At 74.7% G+C, this 15,312-nt stretch carries 16 protein-coding genes; 12 read left to right on the top strand and 4 right to left on the bottom strand.

The features are described 5' to 3' along the window. Positions 1–150 precede the first annotated feature (150 nt). Entirely contained in the window at positions 151–492 is a 342-nt protein-coding gene (locus VE546_RS03870) for a hypothetical protein (protein WP_324918300.1), read from the bottom strand. Between the two features lie 130 nt (positions 493–622). Here VE546_RS03870 and VE546_RS03865 point away from each other — a divergent pair, with 130 nt between their 5' ends. The 4 genes from VE546_RS03865 (at position 623) to VE546_RS03850 (ending at position 3,885) form a co-directional block, all read left to right on the top strand. After that, positions 623–1,600 carry an SDR family oxidoreductase gene (locus VE546_RS03865; RefSeq protein WP_324918297.1) on the top strand — a complete coding sequence of 326 codons (978 nt, stop codon included), beginning with the start codon at positions 623–625 and terminating at the stop codon, positions 1,598–1,600. Between the two features lie 52 nt (positions 1,601–1,652). Then, positions 1,653–2,396, top strand: coding sequence for an alpha/beta hydrolase (locus VE546_RS03860; protein WP_324918294.1), 744 nt, complete (start codon positions 1,653–1,655; stop codon positions 2,394–2,396). Positions 2,397–2,514: 118 nt separating this feature from the next. After that, complete coding sequence (locus VE546_RS03855) at positions 2,515–3,315, top strand: metalloregulator ArsR/SmtB family transcription factor (protein WP_324918290.1); 801 nt, start codon at positions 2,515–2,517, stop codon at positions 3,313–3,315. A 75-nt stretch (positions 3,316–3,390) separates the two neighbouring features. Continuing rightward, the gene (locus VE546_RS03850; protein ID WP_324918287.1) at positions 3,391–3,885 is read left to right on the top strand and encodes a hypothetical protein; all 495 of its coding nucleotides are present in this window, start codon (positions 3,391–3,393) and stop codon (positions 3,883–3,885) included. Positions 3,886–4,069: 184 nt separating this feature from the next. On the opposite strand, the gene VE546_RS03845 is transcribed toward VE546_RS03850, so the two are convergent. Beyond that, positions 4,070–4,741 carry a DedA family protein gene (locus VE546_RS03845; protein ID WP_414720392.1) on the bottom strand — a complete coding sequence of 224 codons (672 nt, stop codon included), beginning with the start codon at positions 4,739–4,741 and terminating at the stop codon, positions 4,070–4,072. Between the two features lie 143 nt (positions 4,742–4,884). Between VE546_RS03845 and VE546_RS03840 the strand changes: the two genes are divergently transcribed. The 3 genes from VE546_RS03840 to VE546_RS03830 all read left to right on the top strand — a co-directional run bounded on the left by VE546_RS03840 (position 4,885) and on the right by VE546_RS03830 (position 8,568). Beyond that, the gene (locus VE546_RS03840) at positions 4,885–6,084 is read left to right on the top strand and encodes a sensor histidine kinase (protein ID WP_324918312.1); all 1,200 of its coding nucleotides are present in this window, start codon (positions 4,885–4,887) and stop codon (positions 6,082–6,084) included. Beyond that, positions 6,075–6,719: a response regulator transcription factor gene (locus tag VE546_RS03835; protein WP_324918284.1), complete on the top strand. Its 645-nt coding sequence runs from the start codon at positions 6,075–6,077 to the stop codon at positions 6,717–6,719. The genes VE546_RS03840 and VE546_RS03835 overlap by 10 nt, the downstream gene beginning before the upstream one ends. A 184-nt stretch (positions 6,720–6,903) precedes the next feature. Beyond that, a complete protein-coding gene (locus VE546_RS03830) occupies positions 6,904–8,568 on the top strand; it encodes a glycoside hydrolase family 13 protein (protein ID WP_324918281.1) in 1,665 nt (554 codons plus the stop codon). A 39-nt stretch (positions 8,569–8,607) separates the two neighbouring features. On the opposite strand, the gene VE546_RS03825 is transcribed toward VE546_RS03830, so the two are convergent. Continuing rightward, a complete protein-coding gene (locus VE546_RS03825; RefSeq protein WP_324918278.1) occupies positions 8,608–9,372 on the bottom strand; it encodes a TetR/AcrR family transcriptional regulator in 765 nt (254 codons plus the stop codon). Positions 9,373–9,513: 141 nt separating this feature from the next. On the opposite strand from VE546_RS03825, the gene VE546_RS03820 reads away from it, so the two are divergent. Together VE546_RS03820 and VE546_RS03815 are read left to right on the top strand one after the other, a co-directional pair. Then, positions 9,514–10,488 carry an ATP-binding cassette domain-containing protein gene (locus VE546_RS03820; RefSeq protein ID WP_324918275.1) on the top strand — a complete coding sequence of 325 codons (975 nt, stop codon included), beginning with the start codon at positions 9,514–9,516 and terminating at the stop codon, positions 10,486–10,488. A gap of 52 nt (positions 10,489–10,540) precedes the next feature. Beyond that, the gene (locus VE546_RS03815) at positions 10,541–11,266 is read left to right on the top strand and encodes an ABC transporter permease (protein ID WP_414720393.1); all 726 of its coding nucleotides are present in this window, start codon (positions 10,541–10,543) and stop codon (positions 11,264–11,266) included. 58 nt (positions 11,267–11,324) lie between these two features. Here VE546_RS03815 and VE546_RS03810 read toward each other — a convergent pair whose 3' ends face one another. After that, positions 11,325–12,026, bottom strand: a complete 702-nt coding sequence (locus tag VE546_RS03810) for a response regulator (RefSeq protein ID WP_324918272.1) — start codon at positions 12,024–12,026, stop codon at positions 11,325–11,327. Positions 12,027–12,144: 118 nt separating this feature from the next. Between VE546_RS03810 and VE546_RS03805 the strand changes: the two genes are divergently transcribed. The 3 genes from VE546_RS03805 to VE546_RS03795 are packed head-to-tail and all read left to right on the top strand — an operon-like array spanning position 12,145 to position 15,193. Further along, positions 12,145–13,149, top strand: a complete 1,005-nt coding sequence (locus tag VE546_RS03805) for a tripartite tricarboxylate transporter substrate binding protein (RefSeq protein WP_324918269.1) — start codon at positions 12,145–12,147, stop codon at positions 13,147–13,149. 14 nt (positions 13,150–13,163) lie between these two features. Further along, positions 13,164–13,706 (top strand): tripartite tricarboxylate transporter TctB family protein, encoded by a 543-nt coding sequence (locus tag VE546_RS03800; RefSeq protein WP_324918266.1) that lies wholly within the window; start codon positions 13,164–13,166, stop codon positions 13,704–13,706. Further along, positions 13,706–15,193, top strand: coding sequence for a tripartite tricarboxylate transporter permease (locus VE546_RS03795; RefSeq protein ID WP_324918263.1), 1,488 nt, complete (start codon positions 13,706–13,708; stop codon positions 15,191–15,193). The genes VE546_RS03800 and VE546_RS03795 overlap by 1 nt, the downstream gene beginning before the upstream one ends. Positions 15,194–15,312 lie beyond the last annotated feature (119 nt).

The following is a 15,312-nucleotide window of genomic DNA, read 5'->3' as shown; positions in this document are numbered from 1 at the left end:
GGGAGCTTGTGGAAGGAGATCTCCATGTCGGTCGGGGATGTCGGTCGGGGATGTCGGTCGGGGTGTCGGTCAGGGGTTCCGGTGCGGGGCCGGCCGGAGGGCGGGGGCCCGGACCCGGGATTCCCGCCGGCCCTCCGGCGGCGGACGCCGCTACCGGCCGGTGTCCTCGCCCCCTTCGCCGGCGGTGCCCTCCTCGTCGACGACTCCGGCGGGGTCCTCGCCCACCACCGACCTGCCCGGCCGGGCGCGCGCGGGACCGGCGGGCTGCCCGCCGCCGGTGGTGCCGTAGCTGCCCGACAGGCCCGGCGGCATGTCCGCGTCCGCCTCCTCGCGGCTGATGTGGCGCCTGGCCCGTACGTTGGCCCGGCGCTCCTCGTAGGGGTAGTCGAACGGGCGGGCCCGCTCGCGCCGCCGCTCGGCCTCCCGGAACTCCCGGGCCTTCCCGCTCTCCGAGGGCTCCTGGGGCGTTTTGTCCTTGTTCGTATCGGCCATGCGGGGTGCGTACCCCTGGGTGACGGGGGCATGCGCGGTCCCGTCGCGGGTACTCCGCCGCCGGGCGGGCCCAGTGGCCCCCGAGCAGTAACGGGCAGTTCCGAGCGGTTCCGAGTGAGGAGGCCGGCAGATGCGCGTACGCGGTTCCGTGGTGGTCGTGACCGGGGCGTCGAGCGGCATCGGACGCGCCACCGCCCTGGCGTTCGCCCGGAAGGGATGCGCGGTGGTACTGGCCGCGCGCCGACGGGAGGCGCTGGAGGAGGTCGCGCGCGAGTGCGAACGGCACCGGGGCGCGCAGGCCCTGGCGGTGCCGACCGACGTCACCGACGCCGCGTCCGTCGACGACCTCGCCCGGCGCGCGGTGGAGCGCTTCGGACGGATCGACGTGTGGGTCAACGACGCCGCCGTCACCGTCTTCGGCCCCTTCCTGGACGTCCCGCCGGACGACTTCCGCAGGGTCCTGGACGTCAACGTCATGGGGTACGTCCACGGCGCCCGCGCGGCCCTGGGGGTGATGCGCGAGCAGGGGTGGGGGACGCTGGTCAACGTCTCGTCCGTCGTCGCGGCCCTCCCCCAGCCCTACACCCACGCCTACGGCATGTCGAAGGCCGCCGTCCGGGCCCTGGGCACCAGCCTGCGCCAGGAGCTGTGGCTGGAGGGGGCGCGGCGCATCAAGGTGTGCACCGTCCTCCCGGCCACCATCGACACCCCGCTCTTCGAGCACGCGGCCAACTACACCGGCCGCAGGCCGGTGGCCATGCCGCCGGTCTACAGCCCCGAGCGCGTCGCCCGCGCCGTCGTCGGCCTGGTCCGGTCGCCGCGCCGGGAGGTCGTGGTCGGCCCGGCGGGCCGGGAGATCGTCATGCAGGCGAAGACGGCTCCGGGGCCGGCGGAGAAGCTGATGGCGTTCCAGACCGACCGGACCCACCTGTCCCGCCGGGAGACCGGCCCGGACACCCCCGGCAACCTGCACGAGCCGGCCCCCGGCGAGGGCGCGGTGCACGGCGGCTGGCACGGACGGCGGCGCACCGCCGTACGCCGGCTGGCCACCGCGGCGCTGCTGACCGGCACGGCCCTCGGCGTCGGCCGGCGGCTCCGCGCCCGGTGAACCCCGGGCGCCGTGCCGCGGAAGGAGCCGGAGGAGCGGAGAGGAAAGGGGAATGACCGGCAGGGACGGAGCACCGGTACCCGAGAACGCCTACCCCCACCGGACGGTGGAGGAGAACGAGCGGCACGGCCGGCTCACCGCCCGGCCGTCCGCCGGTCCCGTCGCGGCCGGGGAGCCGGGCACCTACCGGGTGGACGGAGGGGCGCTGCTGCGCGTCCCACCGCCCGCGGAGGCGCCCAGGGTCGCCGGCCCGTACTGGCTGGCGGTGGTCCTGCACGGGGCCGGGGGGTCGGCGGAGCAGGCGCTGACCTGGCTGCTCCCGCAGGCCGGGTCCGACGCGCTGCTGCTGCTCGCGCCCCAGGCCGCCGACTCCACCTGGGACGTGGTCCGCGGCGGGTACGGACCGGACGTGGCCCGGCTGGACGCCGCGCTGCGCGACGTCTTCCGCCGCTTCCCGGTGGACCCGGCGGGGGTGGCGGTGGCGGGCTTCTCCGACGGGGCCTCCTACGCGCTGTCGCTGGGGCTGGCCAACGGCGACCTGTTCGGCGCGGTGCTCGCCTTCTCGCCCGGGTTCATGGCGCCGATGATCCGCCACGGGCTTCCCCGCGTCTTCGTCTGCCACGGCCGGGACGACCGCGTCCTGCCCGTCGACACGTGCAGCCGCCGCATCGTCCCCGAACTGGAGCGGGCGGGACACGCGGTCACCTACCGGGAGTTCGGCGGCGGGCACGAGGTGCCGCCCGAGCTGGCCACCCAGGCGCTGCGCTGGTGGGTGAACGGCTCCCCGGAGGGCTGAGCGGCCGGCGAGGGCGGCGCGCCGCGGGGAACCGGGGGAGCCGCGGAAAGGGGCGCCCGCCGCCCCCGCGTTGACAGGCAACCGAAAGGTTGCCTATTTTGATGATAGGTGGTGGGGCATGGACGCAGTGTTCAGGGCGCTCGCCGACGCAAGCCGCAGACGGCTGCTCGACCGGCTCCACGCGCGGAACGGGCAGAGCCTGAAGGAGCTGGGCGAGGGCCTGGGGATGAGCAGACAGGCGGTGAGCAAGCACCTGGCGGTCCTGGAGGAGGCCGGGCTGGTCACCGCGGTCCGCCACGGCCGGGAGAAGCTCCACTACCTCAACCCCGTGCCGATCCAGGAGATCACCGACCGCTGGATCGGCAAGTACGAGCGAGACCGCATGGCCGCGCTCTCCGTGCTGAAGCGATCCCTGGAAGGCCCCGCGATGAGCAAGCCCGAGTTCGTGTACGTCATCTACATCCGCACCACGCCCGAGGAGCTCTACCGGGCCCTGACCGAACCCGAGTTCATCCGGGCCTACATGGGCGGCACCGGGCCGGAGTCGGACTGGAAGGTGGGGTCGCCGGTGCGGTGGAAGAGCCACCCCGACGGCGAGTTCGAGGAACTGGGACAGCGGGTGCTGGAGGCCGAGCCCGGGAAGCGGCTGTCGTACACCTGGCACACCCTCCGGCCCGAGCACCGGGCCATGTTCGACTCCGACGAGGAGTTCGCCAGGGCCCGCGAGGAGCGCTCGAAGGTCACCTTCGACATCGAGCCGGCCGAGGTCCCCGAACTGGGCGTCAAACTCACCATCACCCACGACGGCTTCGACAGCCCGGACAGCAAGATGCTGCAGAGCGTCAGCGGCGGCTGGGTCATGATCCTCTCGGCCCTGAAGACCGTGCTGGAGACGGGAGCGGCGCCCGCCGCGCGGTAGCGGACGGCGGGGGAAGCGGGGTGCGACCATGGTGCGGACACCGTGTCCGACCGACGCCCCTTCCGGAGGTGGCCGATGGCGCCCCGCTCCCCGGACCGCTCCCTGGCGGTGTTCGACCTGGACGGCACGCTCGCCGACGTCCGTCACCGCCTGCACCACGTCGAGGGCCCCTCCCGGGACTGGGACGCCTTCTTCGCCGCCGCGCCCGAGGACCCGCCGCTGGCCGAGGGCGTGGCCCTGGCACTGGAGAGCGCCGAGGAGCACGAGGTGGCGTACGTGACCGGGCGCCCGGAGCGCTGCCGCCGCGACACCCTCCGGTGGCTGGCCCGGCACGGACTGCCGGACGGGCGGCTGCTGATGCGCGGCGGGCGGGACCGCCGCCCCGCCCGCGTCGTCAAGCCCGAACTGCTGCTGCGGCTGGCCGACAACCGCACCGTCGCCCTGGTGGTCGACGACGACCACCAGGTCTGCGACGCCTACGAGCGGGCCGGCTTCCCGGTGGTGCGGGCCGGGTGGATGACGGCCCGTCCCGTCCTGGAGCAGGTCCAGGAGCGGGAGGGGCGCACCTGAGGCGACCGGCCCGGCCGCGCGGGGGAGTGGACGGGCCACCGGTCACCGCGGTCCGTTCGCCGCCCGTTCCCCACCGCGCGCCGCGCGGGGCCGTCACCGGGGCAGGGTTCCGAGGCACCGGGGGGGCCACGCCAGGGGCCTCCCCGCCCGTGGCGGCCGCGGCGACGACGACCACGGCGTCCTCTCACCGCCGGTCGTTCCGCCCGGCCCGCCGCGTACCGCTGCCGGGCTTCAGCAGGCGGACGACCACGAAGCCCACGAGCGCCAGGGCGACGACGCCCAGCACGCCCTTGGAGTACATCGAGACGTAGTCGGAGACGGTGTGCCAGTTCTCCCCGAGCAGGTAGCCCGCCAGCACGAAGGCGGTGTTCCACAGCAGGCTGCCGAGCGAGGTGAGGAGCAGGAAGGTCGTCACCGGCATGCGCTCGACGCCCGCGGGCACCGAGATCAGGCTGCGGAAGATCGGGATCATCCGCCCGAAGAAGACCGCCTTGGTGCCGTGCCGGACGAACCACGCCTCCGTCTTCTCGATGTCCTCGATCTTCACCAGCGGCAGCTTCGCCGCGACCGCCAGGGTCCGGTCCCGGCCCAGGAGCGCGCCCACCCAGTACAGGGCGAGCGCCCCGACCACCGAGCCCACCGTGGTCCACACCACGGCGGCGTACAGGTTCATCTTCCCCTGACTCGCGGTGAAGCCGGCCAGCGGCAGGATCACCTCGCTGGGCAGGGGAGGGAAGAGGTTCTCCAGGGCGATGGCCAGACCCGCCCCCGGGGCACCGAGGGTCTCCATCATGCTCGTGGCCCAGCCGGCTATCCCGCCGGTCGGCTGTTGTGCGGCGGCTACGGTTCGGATCATGGGGACAACGCTATGCAAGGGGCGGACGGCGGCGCCATGGGGGTCGCCCTGTGCCGCTCCGGGGGCGTGACGCAGGCCAGGACTGCGGAAAACCGCAGTCCGCACGGCCGGCCCGTCGGCTAGCGTGGCGCCCCGTGCGGACGGTGACACAGCAGGCGGCACGGCAGGCGGCACGGTACTGGGCGCGGACGGCGGCCGGGACGCTGATCGGAACGGCCACCGCCCTCGCCGGGCTGGTCTTCGCGCTCTGCGCGGGAGCGGCCCTCCTGGCCGCGTCCGCCCGGCCGGGACGGCGGTCCGTCCCCGCGCCGGTCCTCGCCGGGGCCCGGCGCCTGGCCGAGGCCGAGCGCGTACGGCTGTCCACCTGGTGCGGCGGCGGGATCGCCGCCGGCTACGGGGACCGGGCGGCGCTGCGGTACGTGGCGGCCCGCTGGCCGCTGGGCCTGCTCGGCGGCCTGGTGCTGCTCTGCGTGCCGACGGGCGCCTTCTACGCCACGGTCCTGGTGTGGGGCTGGTTCGTCTACCCCATGGACTACCTCGGCACCGTCGCGGCGGCGAACGCCGGCGGGCTGGTCCTGCTGTTCCTGTCCGGCCAGGGGCTGCTCGGGGTGACCGCGCTGGAGGAGCGGCTGGCCCGTCGCCACCTCGGCCCCAGCCCCCGGGAGGAGCTGGAGCGGCGCGTGCGGGAGCTGGCCGCGAGCCGGGCGGGGGTCGTCGAGGCCGTCACCGAGGAACGCCGCCGCATCGAGCGCGACCTGCACGACGGGGTCCAGCAGCGGCTGGTGGCGCTCGGCATGCTGCTGGGCCGGGCCCGCCGCGGCCGGGCGGCGGACCGGACCGGTGAACTGCTGCTCCAGGCCCACCGGGAGGCGCAGCAGGCCCTGCGGGAGCTGCGGGAGGTGGCCTGGCGGATCTATCCGGCGGTGCTGGACGAGGCCGGGCTCCGGGTCGCGCTGGAGACGGTCGCGGAACGCTCGGCCCTCCCCGTCCGGCTGGACTACCGGCTGTCGGCCCCGCCCGCCCCGGCCGTGGCGTCGGTGGCCTACTTCGTGGTCTCCGAGGCCGTCACCAACGCGGTCAAGCACGCGGGCGCCGGCCTGGTCACCGTGTGCGTCACGGAGGAAGGGGAGGAAAGGGAGGAAGCTGTTGGGGACGGGGCCGGGCGCGCGCCCGGGAGGGTGATCGCCGTGCGGATCACCGACGACGGCGGGGGAGGGGCGGACCCCTCGGGCGGGGGCCTGGTCGGGCTGGCCCGGCGCGTCGCCGCGCTCGACGGCCGCTTCGGCGTGGACAGCCCGCCCGGCGGCCCGACGACCGTGACCGCGGAGCTGCCGTGCGCGTGATCCTGGCCGAGGACTCGACCCTGCTGCGCGAGGGGCTGCTCCGGCTGCTCACCGAGGAGGGTCACGAGGTCGTGGCCGCGGTCGGCGACGCGGCCGCGCTGCTGGAAGCCGTGGAGCGGCAGCCGCCGGACGTCGCCGTCGTCGACGTGAGGATGCCGCCGACCCACACCGACGAGGGGCTGCGCGCCGCGCTGGAGATCCGCCGCCGCCACCCGGAGGTGGGCGTGCTGGTGCTGTCGCAGTACGTCGAGAAGCGGTACGCCACCGAACTGCTCACGGGGGAGAGCGAGGCCGTCGGCTACCTGCTGAAGGACCGGGTGGCGGAGGTGGACGAGTTCCTGGACGCCCTGGAGCGGGTGGGCGCGGGCCGTGCCGCCTTCGACCCGGAGGTGGTCAGGCGGCTGCTGGCCCGCAGCAGCCGCACCGATCCCCTGTCCCGGCTCACCGCCCGGGAGCGGGAGGTGCTGGGCGAGATGGCGCAGGGCCACACCAACGCCTCCATCGCCGCGCGGCTGCACGTCTCGCGCAGCGCGGTGGAGAAGCACATCAACGCGATCTTCGACAAGCTCGGGCTGGCCGGCGCCACCGGCTACAGCCGCAGGGTGCTGGCCGTCCTGCGCTACCTGGACGGCTGACCGGGCGCCCGGCCGGACGACCGGGGAGTCCCGCCGGGCCGGAACCGGGAGGCAGGCGGCCGGTGCCGGCCCGGCGGGCATGGCATATGTCACGTGCCCGTATCCCGGGCATTTCTTGACCGTGAACGGCACCGCCGCCCAATAATGCCGCTTGTCGCACCACCACATCGCGAGAGGCACCCCCGTGACACAGAGCACCCCCGGAGGCAGCGCCGACTGGTGGCGGGAATCGGTCGTCTACCAGATATACGTGCCCAGCTTCGCCGACGCCGACGGGGACGGGATGGGTGACCTGCGGGGCGTCACCGACCGCCTGGGCCACGTGGCGGAGCTCGGCGCGGACGCGGTGTGGCTGACCCCCTTCTACCGTTCGCCCTGGGCCGACGGCGGATACGACGTGAGCGACTACCGCGACGTCGACCCGCGCCACGGCACCCTGGAGGACTTCCGCGAACTCCTCGACCGCGCCCACGCCCTCGGGCTCAAGGTCATCGTGGACATCGTCCCCAACCACTGCTCCAGCGAGCACCCCTGGTTCGCCGAGGCGCTGGCCGCCCCGCCCGGCTCGCCCGCCCGCGACCGCTTCGTCTTCCGGGACGGCAAGGGGCCGGACGGCGCCGAACCGCCCTCGGACTGGCAGTCCAAGTTCGGCGGCGCGGCTTGGACCCGGGTGCCGGACGGCCAGTGGTACATGCACATCTTCGCCGCCGAGCAGCCCGACCTGAACTGGGCCAACCCCGAGGTCGCCGCCGAGTTCGAGAGCATCCTGCGGTTCTGGCTGGACCTGGGCGTCGACGGCTTCCGCATCGACGTGGCGCACGGGATGTGCAAGGACCTCACCCCGCCGCTGCGCGACACCCACGGCAGGGACTCCGCCCCGCTCAACGCGCCGCCCGAGGGCCATGACCACCCCTTCTGGGACCGCGACGAGGTGCACGACATCCACCGCGCCTGGCGCAAGATCCTCGACGAGTACGACCCGCCCCGGATCGCCGTCGCCGAGGCGGGCGTCAGCGAGGCCAGACTGCCGCTGTACACCCGGCCCGACGAGCTCCACCAGGCGTTCAACTTCCCCTATCTGCGCTGCCCGTGGGACGCCGGTGCCTTCCGCCGGGTCATCGACGCCTCCCTGGAGGGCGCCCGGTCGGTCGGCGCGCTGCCCACCTGGGTGCTGTCCAACCACGACGTGGTGCGCCACCTCAGCCGCTACGCCCTGCCCGGAGGCGCCGACACGGTCGCCTGGCTGATGGCCGACGGCCGCGAGCCCGCGGCGGACGAGGAGCGGGGCCGCCGCCGCGCCCGCGCCGCCGCCCTGCTCACCCTGGCGCTGCCCGGCACCACGTACCTCTACCAGGGCGAGGAACTGGGCCTGCCGGAGGTGGCCGATCTGCCCCGCGAGGCGCTGCGCGACCCGATGTGGGAACGGACCGGGCGCGCCCGCAAGGGCCGGGACGGCTGCCGCGTCCCGCTGCCCTGGGAGCGCTCGGGCCCGTCGTACGGGTTCGGTCCGGCCGGGAGCTGGCTGCCGCAGCCGGAGGGCTGGGGGGAGTACTCGGTCCAGGCCCAGACCGGGCGGCCGGACTCCTTCCTGGAGCTGTACCGGGCGGCCCTGAAGATCCGCCGCTCCTTCCTCGGCGACGAGAGCTTCGCCTGGCTGCCCTCCCGGGACGGCGAGCTGGCCTTCCGCAAGGGCTCGCTGGAGTGCCGGGTGAACCTCTCCGGTGCCCCGCTGCCCCTGCCGCCGTCCGCCGCCGAGCCCCTGCTGTCCAGCGGCGAGTGCGGCGGGGGGCCGAACGGGCGGACGCTGCCGCCGGACACCGCCGTCTGGCTGGACGCCCGGCCGCGCTGACGCCGTCCGCACGGCCCGGGCCGTCGGCGCCTCCGCGCGTCAGCGGCCCGGTGCGTTCCGCGACCGGACCAGGACCTCGATGCCGTCCAGCAGCCGCTCGAGACCGAAGACGAACTCCTCGTCCGGGGTGCCCTCCTCGCTCAGGGCCCCCGACTTCAGGACCGCGCCGATCTCCGGGAAGCGCTGCGGGTCGGCCAGCCTGGCCAGCAGCCCGGCGTAGGCGGCCATCGTCTCCTCGACGCTCCTGCCCGAGGCCCTGGAGGCGGCCTCGAGGTCCGCCGCCAGCGTGGCCTCGTTCCTCACGAAGCCGCTGACCAGCAGGATCACCTGGAGCTTCTCGCCCTCCGTCAGGCCGGTGCCCCGCAGGCAGGCCAGGCCCCGCTCCATCCAGGCGAGCGCGCGGGGCGTGGTGGGCGGGGTGGCGATGGGGACGCGGAGCATCCACAGGTTGCGGTACAGCACGTCGCGCTGCGTCCGGGCCCAGTGGGCGAGCGCGGCCCGCCAGCCCTCCTCCTCCGGCTCGGGGCCCTCCGGAGGCAGTCCGTAGGCCGCTTCCTGCATCAGGACCAGCAGTTCCTCCTTGGAGGACACGTACCGGTACAGGGACATCGTCGAGACGCCGAGGGCGGAGGCGACCCGGCTCATGGAGACCGCCGGCAACCCCTCGGCGTTGGCGAGTCCGACGGCGGCGTCGACGATCCGGGTCACGCTCAGCCCCGGCTTGGGGCCCTTCCCGGGGCGTTCGCGCAGGCCCCAGGCGGTTTCGACGCCGGGGGGCAGGCCGGTGCCGCTGTCCTTCGCCATTTCCCGCGCCTGCCTCCGCCGCTTCTGTGCTCTCCGGACCGGTTGACCGCCATCCTAGGGATGTGTATACCCTACGCAGTAACGCGTATGCCATACACGGAAGCGCGTACGTAATACGCAGAAGAAGAGGGGGCGGTCGGCATGGCCGACGAACCGGCGGTCGAAGCGACCGGTCTGGAGAAGTCCTACGGGCGGGTGAAGGTCCTGGCCGGGGTCGAGCTGAGCGTGGCGCGCGGCAGCGTCTTCTCGCTGCTCGGCCCCAACGGGGCGGGCAAGACCACGACCGTGCGCATCCTGTCCACGCTGGTGCGGGCCGACGCGGGCCGGGCCCGGGTGGCGGGCTTCGACGTGGTGCGCGACCGGCGCGAGGTGCGCCGCCGCATCAGTCTCACCGGCCAGTACGCGGCGCTGGACGAGGAGCAGACCGGCGAGGAGAACCTCCGCATGATGGGCCGGCTGTGCGGGCTGTCCCGGCGCGGGGCACGTGAGCGCGCCGCGGAGCTGCTGGAACGCTTCGGCCTCACCGGCGCCGCCCGCCGCCGGGTCGGCACGTACTCCGGGGGGATGCGCCGCCGCCTGGACATCGCGGCCGGCCTCGTCGGCCGCCCCGAGGTGGTCTTCCTCGACGAGCCGACCACCGGGCTCGACCCGCGCAGCCGCCAGACGATGTGGGAGGCCGTCACCGAGCTGGCCGCCGCCGGAACGACGGTCCTCCTCACCACGCAGTACCTGGAGGAGGCCGACCGGCTCGCGGACCGCATCGCCCTGCTGGACGCGGGCCGGATCGTCGCCGAGGGCACCGCCGCCGACCTCAAGCGGCGGGTGGCGGACCAGCGGCTGGACCTCACGCTCGCCGACCCGCCGTCGTACGCGCTGGTCGCCGGCCGGCTGGGGGACCGGGTGGTGCACCGCGAGCCGGACCGCCTGCTGCTGGGGGTGGCCACCGACGGCAGCGCGGCACACGTACGGGCGCTGCTGGACGAGGCCGACCCGCACCGCGACGCGGTGGACCGGTTCGCCGTGCACGGCGCCACGCTCGACGACGTCTTCCTGGCCCTCACCGGCCGTACCGCCACCCGTACCGGGACCACCGAGAAGGAGACCGCCGGTGTCTGACCTCCCCGCACCGCGTGCCGCCGGGCCCGGCGGCCTGGCCAATGCCCTGACCATGACCGTCCGCTGCGTCCGGCTGTCCGCGCGCAACCCCGACGCGCTGCTGACCTCGCTGATGCTCCCCGTGATGCTGATGCTGGTGTTCGTCTACTTCTTCGGGGGCGCGATCGACACCGGCACCGCGTACGTCACCTACGTCGTCCCCGGCGTGCTGGTGCTGTGCGCCGGGTACGGGGCCGCCGCCACGGCCGTCGGCGTCAGCAACGACATGACCGGGGGCGTCATCGACCGCTTCCGCTCCCTGGACGTCGGCGGCACCTCCGTCCTCGCCGGGCACGTGGCGGCCAGTGCGGTGCGCAACGCCGTCGCGACCGCCGCGGTGTTCGGGGCCGCCTTCGCCATCGGCTTCCGGCCGGACGCGGGAGCCGCGGGCTGGGCGGCCGCGGCGGGCGTCCTGGCGGCCTACGTCCTGGCCTTCTCCTGGCTGTCCGCCGCGGTGGGCCTGCTGGCCAGGTCACCCGAGGCCGCGAGCGGATTCACCTTCCTGGTGCTGTTCCTGCCCTATCCGAGCAGCGCCTTCGTCCCGGTCGAGACCATGCCGGACTGGCTGCACGGCTTCGCCGAGCACCAGCCGGTCACCCCGGTCATCGAGGCGCTGCGCGGCCTGCTGCTGGACCGGCCCGTGGGGAGCGCCCCCTGGCAGGCGCTGGCCTGGTGCGGCGGGATCCTGGCCGTCTCGGTCGTGGCGTCCGCGGCGCTCTTCCGGCGCCGTACGGCCTGAGCGGACGGACGGCGGGCCCCGAGCGGCGGGTCCGGGGCGGCGGGTCCGGGGTGGCGGGTCAGGAGCGCCAGGTGTAACGCCGCTCGGGGCGGCCGGTGGTGCCGTACCGCAGGTGGACCCCGGCGCGGTCGGTGGCGGTGAAGTGCTCCAGGTAGCGGCGGGCGCTGACCCGCGACAGGCCGGTCCCGGCCGCGCACTCGCTCGCCGACAGGCCCTCCGGGCCCGCCGCCCGCAGGGCGCTCTCCACCAGGGCCGCGGTGGGGGCGCTGAGCCCTTTGGGCAGTCCCTTGGACAGTGCGCCGGAGCGTGCGGGCGCCTCCACCGGGCCCGGGACCGGGAAGAGCCGGTCGACCTGGGCCTGGTCGGTGGTCCGGGTCCCGGCCAGGGCGAGGTGGGCGGCGCGGTAGTGGCCGAGCCGGGCCCGCAGCCCGGCCTGTTCGAACGGCTTGATCAGGTAGTTGACCGCACCGAGCCGCTGCGCCTGGCGCACCGTCTCGGTGTCCTTGGCGGCGCTGACGACCAGGAAGTCCGTGCGCGGACGGACCTCGCGGATGCGGCGCAGCGCCTCCAGGCCCGGGCCGTCGGGCAGGTACAGGTCCAGCAGCACCAGGTCGGGGGAGAGGCGGGCGGCCTGGCGCACCGCCTCCGCGGCGCCGTGCGCGACGCCCACGGTGCGGAAGCCGGGGGTCCGGTCGACGTACACGCCGTGCAGCTTCGCGACCATGAAGTCGTCGTCGACGACCAGAACGCTGTGCTCCATGGGGACCACAAGTTACTCAACGACCACTGCTTTGCGAAGAGTGACCGGGAGCACATCTCCTGGCAGCGTCTGCGGAACCCCACCGATTGGCTGTCGACTCGCTGGAAGTGAGGTCTTCGTGGACAGACGCACACTGCTGCGCTCCGCCGCCGCGGTCGTGCTCGCCCCGGCCGCGTGCGCCGCGGCCTCCGGGTGCGGGGTCACCCGGCAGAGCGACACGGGCGCGTCCGGGCCGCTCACCGGCCTGCGCATGATCGTCGGCAACAGCCCGGGCAGCGGCTACGACATCACGGCCCGCACCGCCGGCAAGGCCATGACCGCCTCCGGGGCGGCCCGCGGCCTGGAGGTGATGAACATCTCCGGAGCGGGCGGCACCATCGGGCTGTCCCGGCTGGTGAACGCCCGCGGCAACGGCAGGCTGCTCATGATGATGGGCCTCGGCGTCGTCGGCGCGGTCTTCACCAACAGGTCGGCGGTGGGCCTGGCCGACACCACGCCGCTGGCCCGCCTGATCGAGGACCCCAGCGCCATCGTCGTGCCGAAGGACTCCAGGCTGCGCGACCTGCGGGACTTCCTGCGGGCCTGGCGGCGCGACCCGGACGGGCTGTCGGTCGGCGGCGGCTCCTCCCCCGGAGGCCCGGACCACCTGCTGCCGATGCAGGTCGCCGAGGCCGCCGGCATCGATCCGACCCGGACCCGCTACATCGGCTACGACGGCGGCGGCGAACTGCTCACCGCGCTGCTCGGCAGCAAGATCGACGTGGCGGCGACGGGCATCGGCGAGATGGCCGACCAGATCGCCACGGGCGACGTACGCGTCCTGGCGACGACCGGCACCACCACCGTCGAGGGCCTGGACGCCCCCACCCTGGCCGACGAGGGCATCGACGTCTCCGCCGTCAACTGGCGCGGCGTGGTCGCCGCCCCCGGCATCCCCGCGGAGCGCAGGGAGCGGCTGGTCGGGGCGCTGCGCACGATGCGCGACTCCAAGGAGTGGAAGGACAGCGTCCGGCGCAACGGCTGGACCGACGCCTTCGTGCACGGCGAGGAGTTCGAGGACTTCCTGGCCGAACAGAACGCCAAGGTCGCGGGGACCCTCAAGAGGCTGGGGCTGGCACGGTGAGGGAGGCGGAGGAGATGGAGGACACCGGTGCCGACCGGCGGGCGGCCGGGGACGGGCGGGCGGCCGACGCCGCCCCCAACCGCGCGGAGCTGCTGGTCTGCGCGCTGCTCGCGCTGCTCGGCGCGGTGGTGCTGTTCGACGCGCTGACGATGGCGGACCTGCCCGGCGCCGAGACCGACCCGATCGGCCCCAGGGCCGTACCGGTCGCGGTCGGGGCCGGACTGCTGGCGCTCGCGGTCGCGCTCGCGGTGGACGTGCTGCGCGGCGGGCGCGGCGAGGCCGAGGGCGGCGAGGACATCGACCTCGCCGCGAAGCTGGACTGGCGCGCGGTGCTGCTGGTGATCGCCTTCTTCCTGGCGAACGCCGCGCTGATCGAGCCGCTGGGCTGGGCCGTCTCGGGCGCCGTGCTGTTCTGGGGCACGGCCTGGGCGCTCGGCAGCCGCCGCTGGCTGCGCGACGCGGCGGTCTCCGTCACCTTGTCGGTCGGCTCGTTCTACGCGTTCGCCTACGGGCTCGGCATCATCCTGCCCCCGGGCGTGCTGAAGGGAATCCTGTGATGGAGACGCTGCACGAGCTGCTCGGCGGTTTCGCGACCGTCCTGTCCCCGGTCAACCTGCTCTACGCGCTCGTCGGCGTGCTGATCGGCTCGGCGGTCGGCGTGCTGCCGGGCATCGGCCCGGCGATGGCCGTGGCGCTGCTGCTGCCGGTCACCTTCGGGATGGAGCCCACGGCCGCGTTCGTGATGTTCGGCGGCATCTACTACGGCGGCATGTTCGGCGGGGCGATCACCTCGATCCTGCTCAACACCCCCGGCGAGTCGGCGTCGGTGGTCACCGCCATCGAGGGCAACCTCATGGCCAAGCGGGGGCTCGCCGCCCAGGCGCTGGCCACGGCCGTGGTCGGCTCGTTCGTCGCCTCCACCATCGGCACCGCGATGCTCGTCTTCCTCGCCCCGCTGGTGGTGGACTTCGCGGTGACGCTCGGCGCGCCCGCCTACTTCGCGATCATGGTGGTGGCCCTGACCACCGTGACCGCCGTCATCGGCTCCTCCCGGGTGCGCGGCTTCTCCTCCCTCGCCCTGGGCCTGGCCATCGGCCTGATCGGCATCGACTCGATCTCCGGGCAGCAGCGGCTGACGTTCGGCGTGCCGCAGCTCGCCGACGGCATCGACATCGTGGTCGTCGCGGTCGCGGTCTTCGCCGTCGGCGAGGCGCTGTGGGTGGCCGCGCACCTGCGGCGCACCCCGCCGAAGCCGGTGCCCGTGGGACGGCCGTGGATGAGCCGCGAGGACGTGCGGCGGTCGTGGAAGCCCTGGCTGCGCGGCGTGCTCATCGGCTTCCCCATGGGCGCGCTGCCGGCGGGCGGCGGCGAGATCCCCACCGTCATCTCGTACGCCGCGGAGAAGCGGCTGGCGGGCCGAGGCGGCGAGTTCGGGCGCGGCGCGATCGAGGGCGTGGCCGGCCCGGAGGCCACCAACAAGGCGGCGGCGGCCGGCTCCTTCGTCCCGATGCTCTCGCTGGGGCTGCCCGCCAACGCGATCGGCGCGGTGATGCTCGCCGCCTTCACCCAGTACGGCATCCAGCCCGGTCCGCTGCTGTTCGAGCGGGAGGGGGACCTGGTGTGGGCGCTGATCGCGAGCCTGTTCATCGGCAACGTGCTGCTGCTGGCGCTGAACCTGCCGCTGGCGCCGGTGTGGGCGAAGCTGCTGCGCGTCCCGCGCCCCCACCTGTACGCGGGCATCCTCTTCTTCTCCGCGCTGGGCGCCTACGCCGTCAACCTCCAGCCCGTGGACCTGGTGGTACTGCTGGTGCTGGGACTGCTGGGCTTCGTGATGCGGCGGTTCGGGCTGCCGGTCCTGCCGCTGATCCTCGGGGTGATCCTGGGCCCGCTGGCGGAGGAGCAACTGCGGCGCGCCCTCCAGCTCAGCAACGGCGCGGTGAGCGGGCTGTGGAGCGAGCCGGTGGCCATCGTGCTCTACGCCGTGGCCGCCCTGGTGGTGCTGTGGCCGCTGGTCAGCCGCCGCGTGCTGCGGCGCGGGGCCTGAGGCGCGGCGCGGCCGGCGGGCGGCGGCAGCCCGCCGGCCGCTTACCCTTGCCCCGGACGGCCGGGACGGGGACGGCGGGGCGCTCCCGCGTCCGGGGCGGCGGCCCGCCGGCAGGAGGA

It is taken from the genome of Streptomyces sp., assembly GCF_035644915.1.
Taxonomy (GTDB): Bacteria; Actinomycetota; Actinomycetes; order Streptomycetales; family Streptomycetaceae; genus Streptomyces.
Note: the sequence above shows the minus strand (reverse complement) of the source record. Positions and strands in the feature narration are given on the sequence as shown.

Excerpts from the sequence above, each read along its gene's own strand:
- VE546_RS03865 (WP_324918297.1), top strand. The coding sequence starts at position 623 with ATGCGCGTACGCGGTTCCGTGGTGGTCGTGACCGGGGCGTCGAGCGGC.
- VE546_RS03815 (WP_414720393.1), top strand. The coding sequence starts at position 10,541 with ATGACCGTCCGCTGCGTCCGGCTGTCCGCGCGCAACCCCGACGCGCTG.
- VE546_RS03850 (WP_324918287.1), top strand. The coding sequence starts at position 3,391 with ATGGCGCCCCGCTCCCCGGACCGCTCCCTGGCGGTGTTCGACCTGGAC.
- VE546_RS03820 (WP_324918275.1), top strand. The coding sequence starts at position 9,514 with ATGGCCGACGAACCGGCGGTCGAAGCGACCGGTCTGGAGAAGTCCTAC.
- VE546_RS03825 (WP_324918278.1), bottom strand. The coding sequence starts at position 9,372 with ATGGCGAAGGACAGCGGCACCGGCCTGCCCCCCGGCGTCGAAACCGCC.
- VE546_RS03870 (WP_324918300.1), bottom strand. The coding sequence starts at position 492 with ATGGCCGATACGAACAAGGACAAAACGCCCCAGGAGCCCTCGGAGAGC.
- VE546_RS03855 (WP_324918290.1), top strand. The coding sequence starts at position 2,515 with ATGGACGCAGTGTTCAGGGCGCTCGCCGACGCAAGCCGCAGACGGCTG.
- VE546_RS03795 (WP_324918263.1), top strand. The coding sequence starts at position 13,706 with ATGGAGACGCTGCACGAGCTGCTCGGCGGTTTCGCGACCGTCCTGTCC.
- VE546_RS03810 (WP_324918272.1), bottom strand. The coding sequence starts at position 12,026 with ATGGAGCACAGCGTTCTGGTCGTCGACGACGACTTCATGGTCGCGAAG.
- VE546_RS03860 (WP_324918294.1), top strand. The coding sequence starts at position 1,653 with ATGACCGGCAGGGACGGAGCACCGGTACCCGAGAACGCCTACCCCCAC.
- VE546_RS03800 (WP_324918266.1), top strand. The coding sequence starts at position 13,164 with ATGGAGGACACCGGTGCCGACCGGCGGGCGGCCGGGGACGGGCGGGCG.
- VE546_RS03845 (WP_414720392.1), bottom strand. The coding sequence starts at position 4,741 with ATGATCCGAACCGTAGCCGCCGCACAACAGCCGACCGGCGGGATAGCC.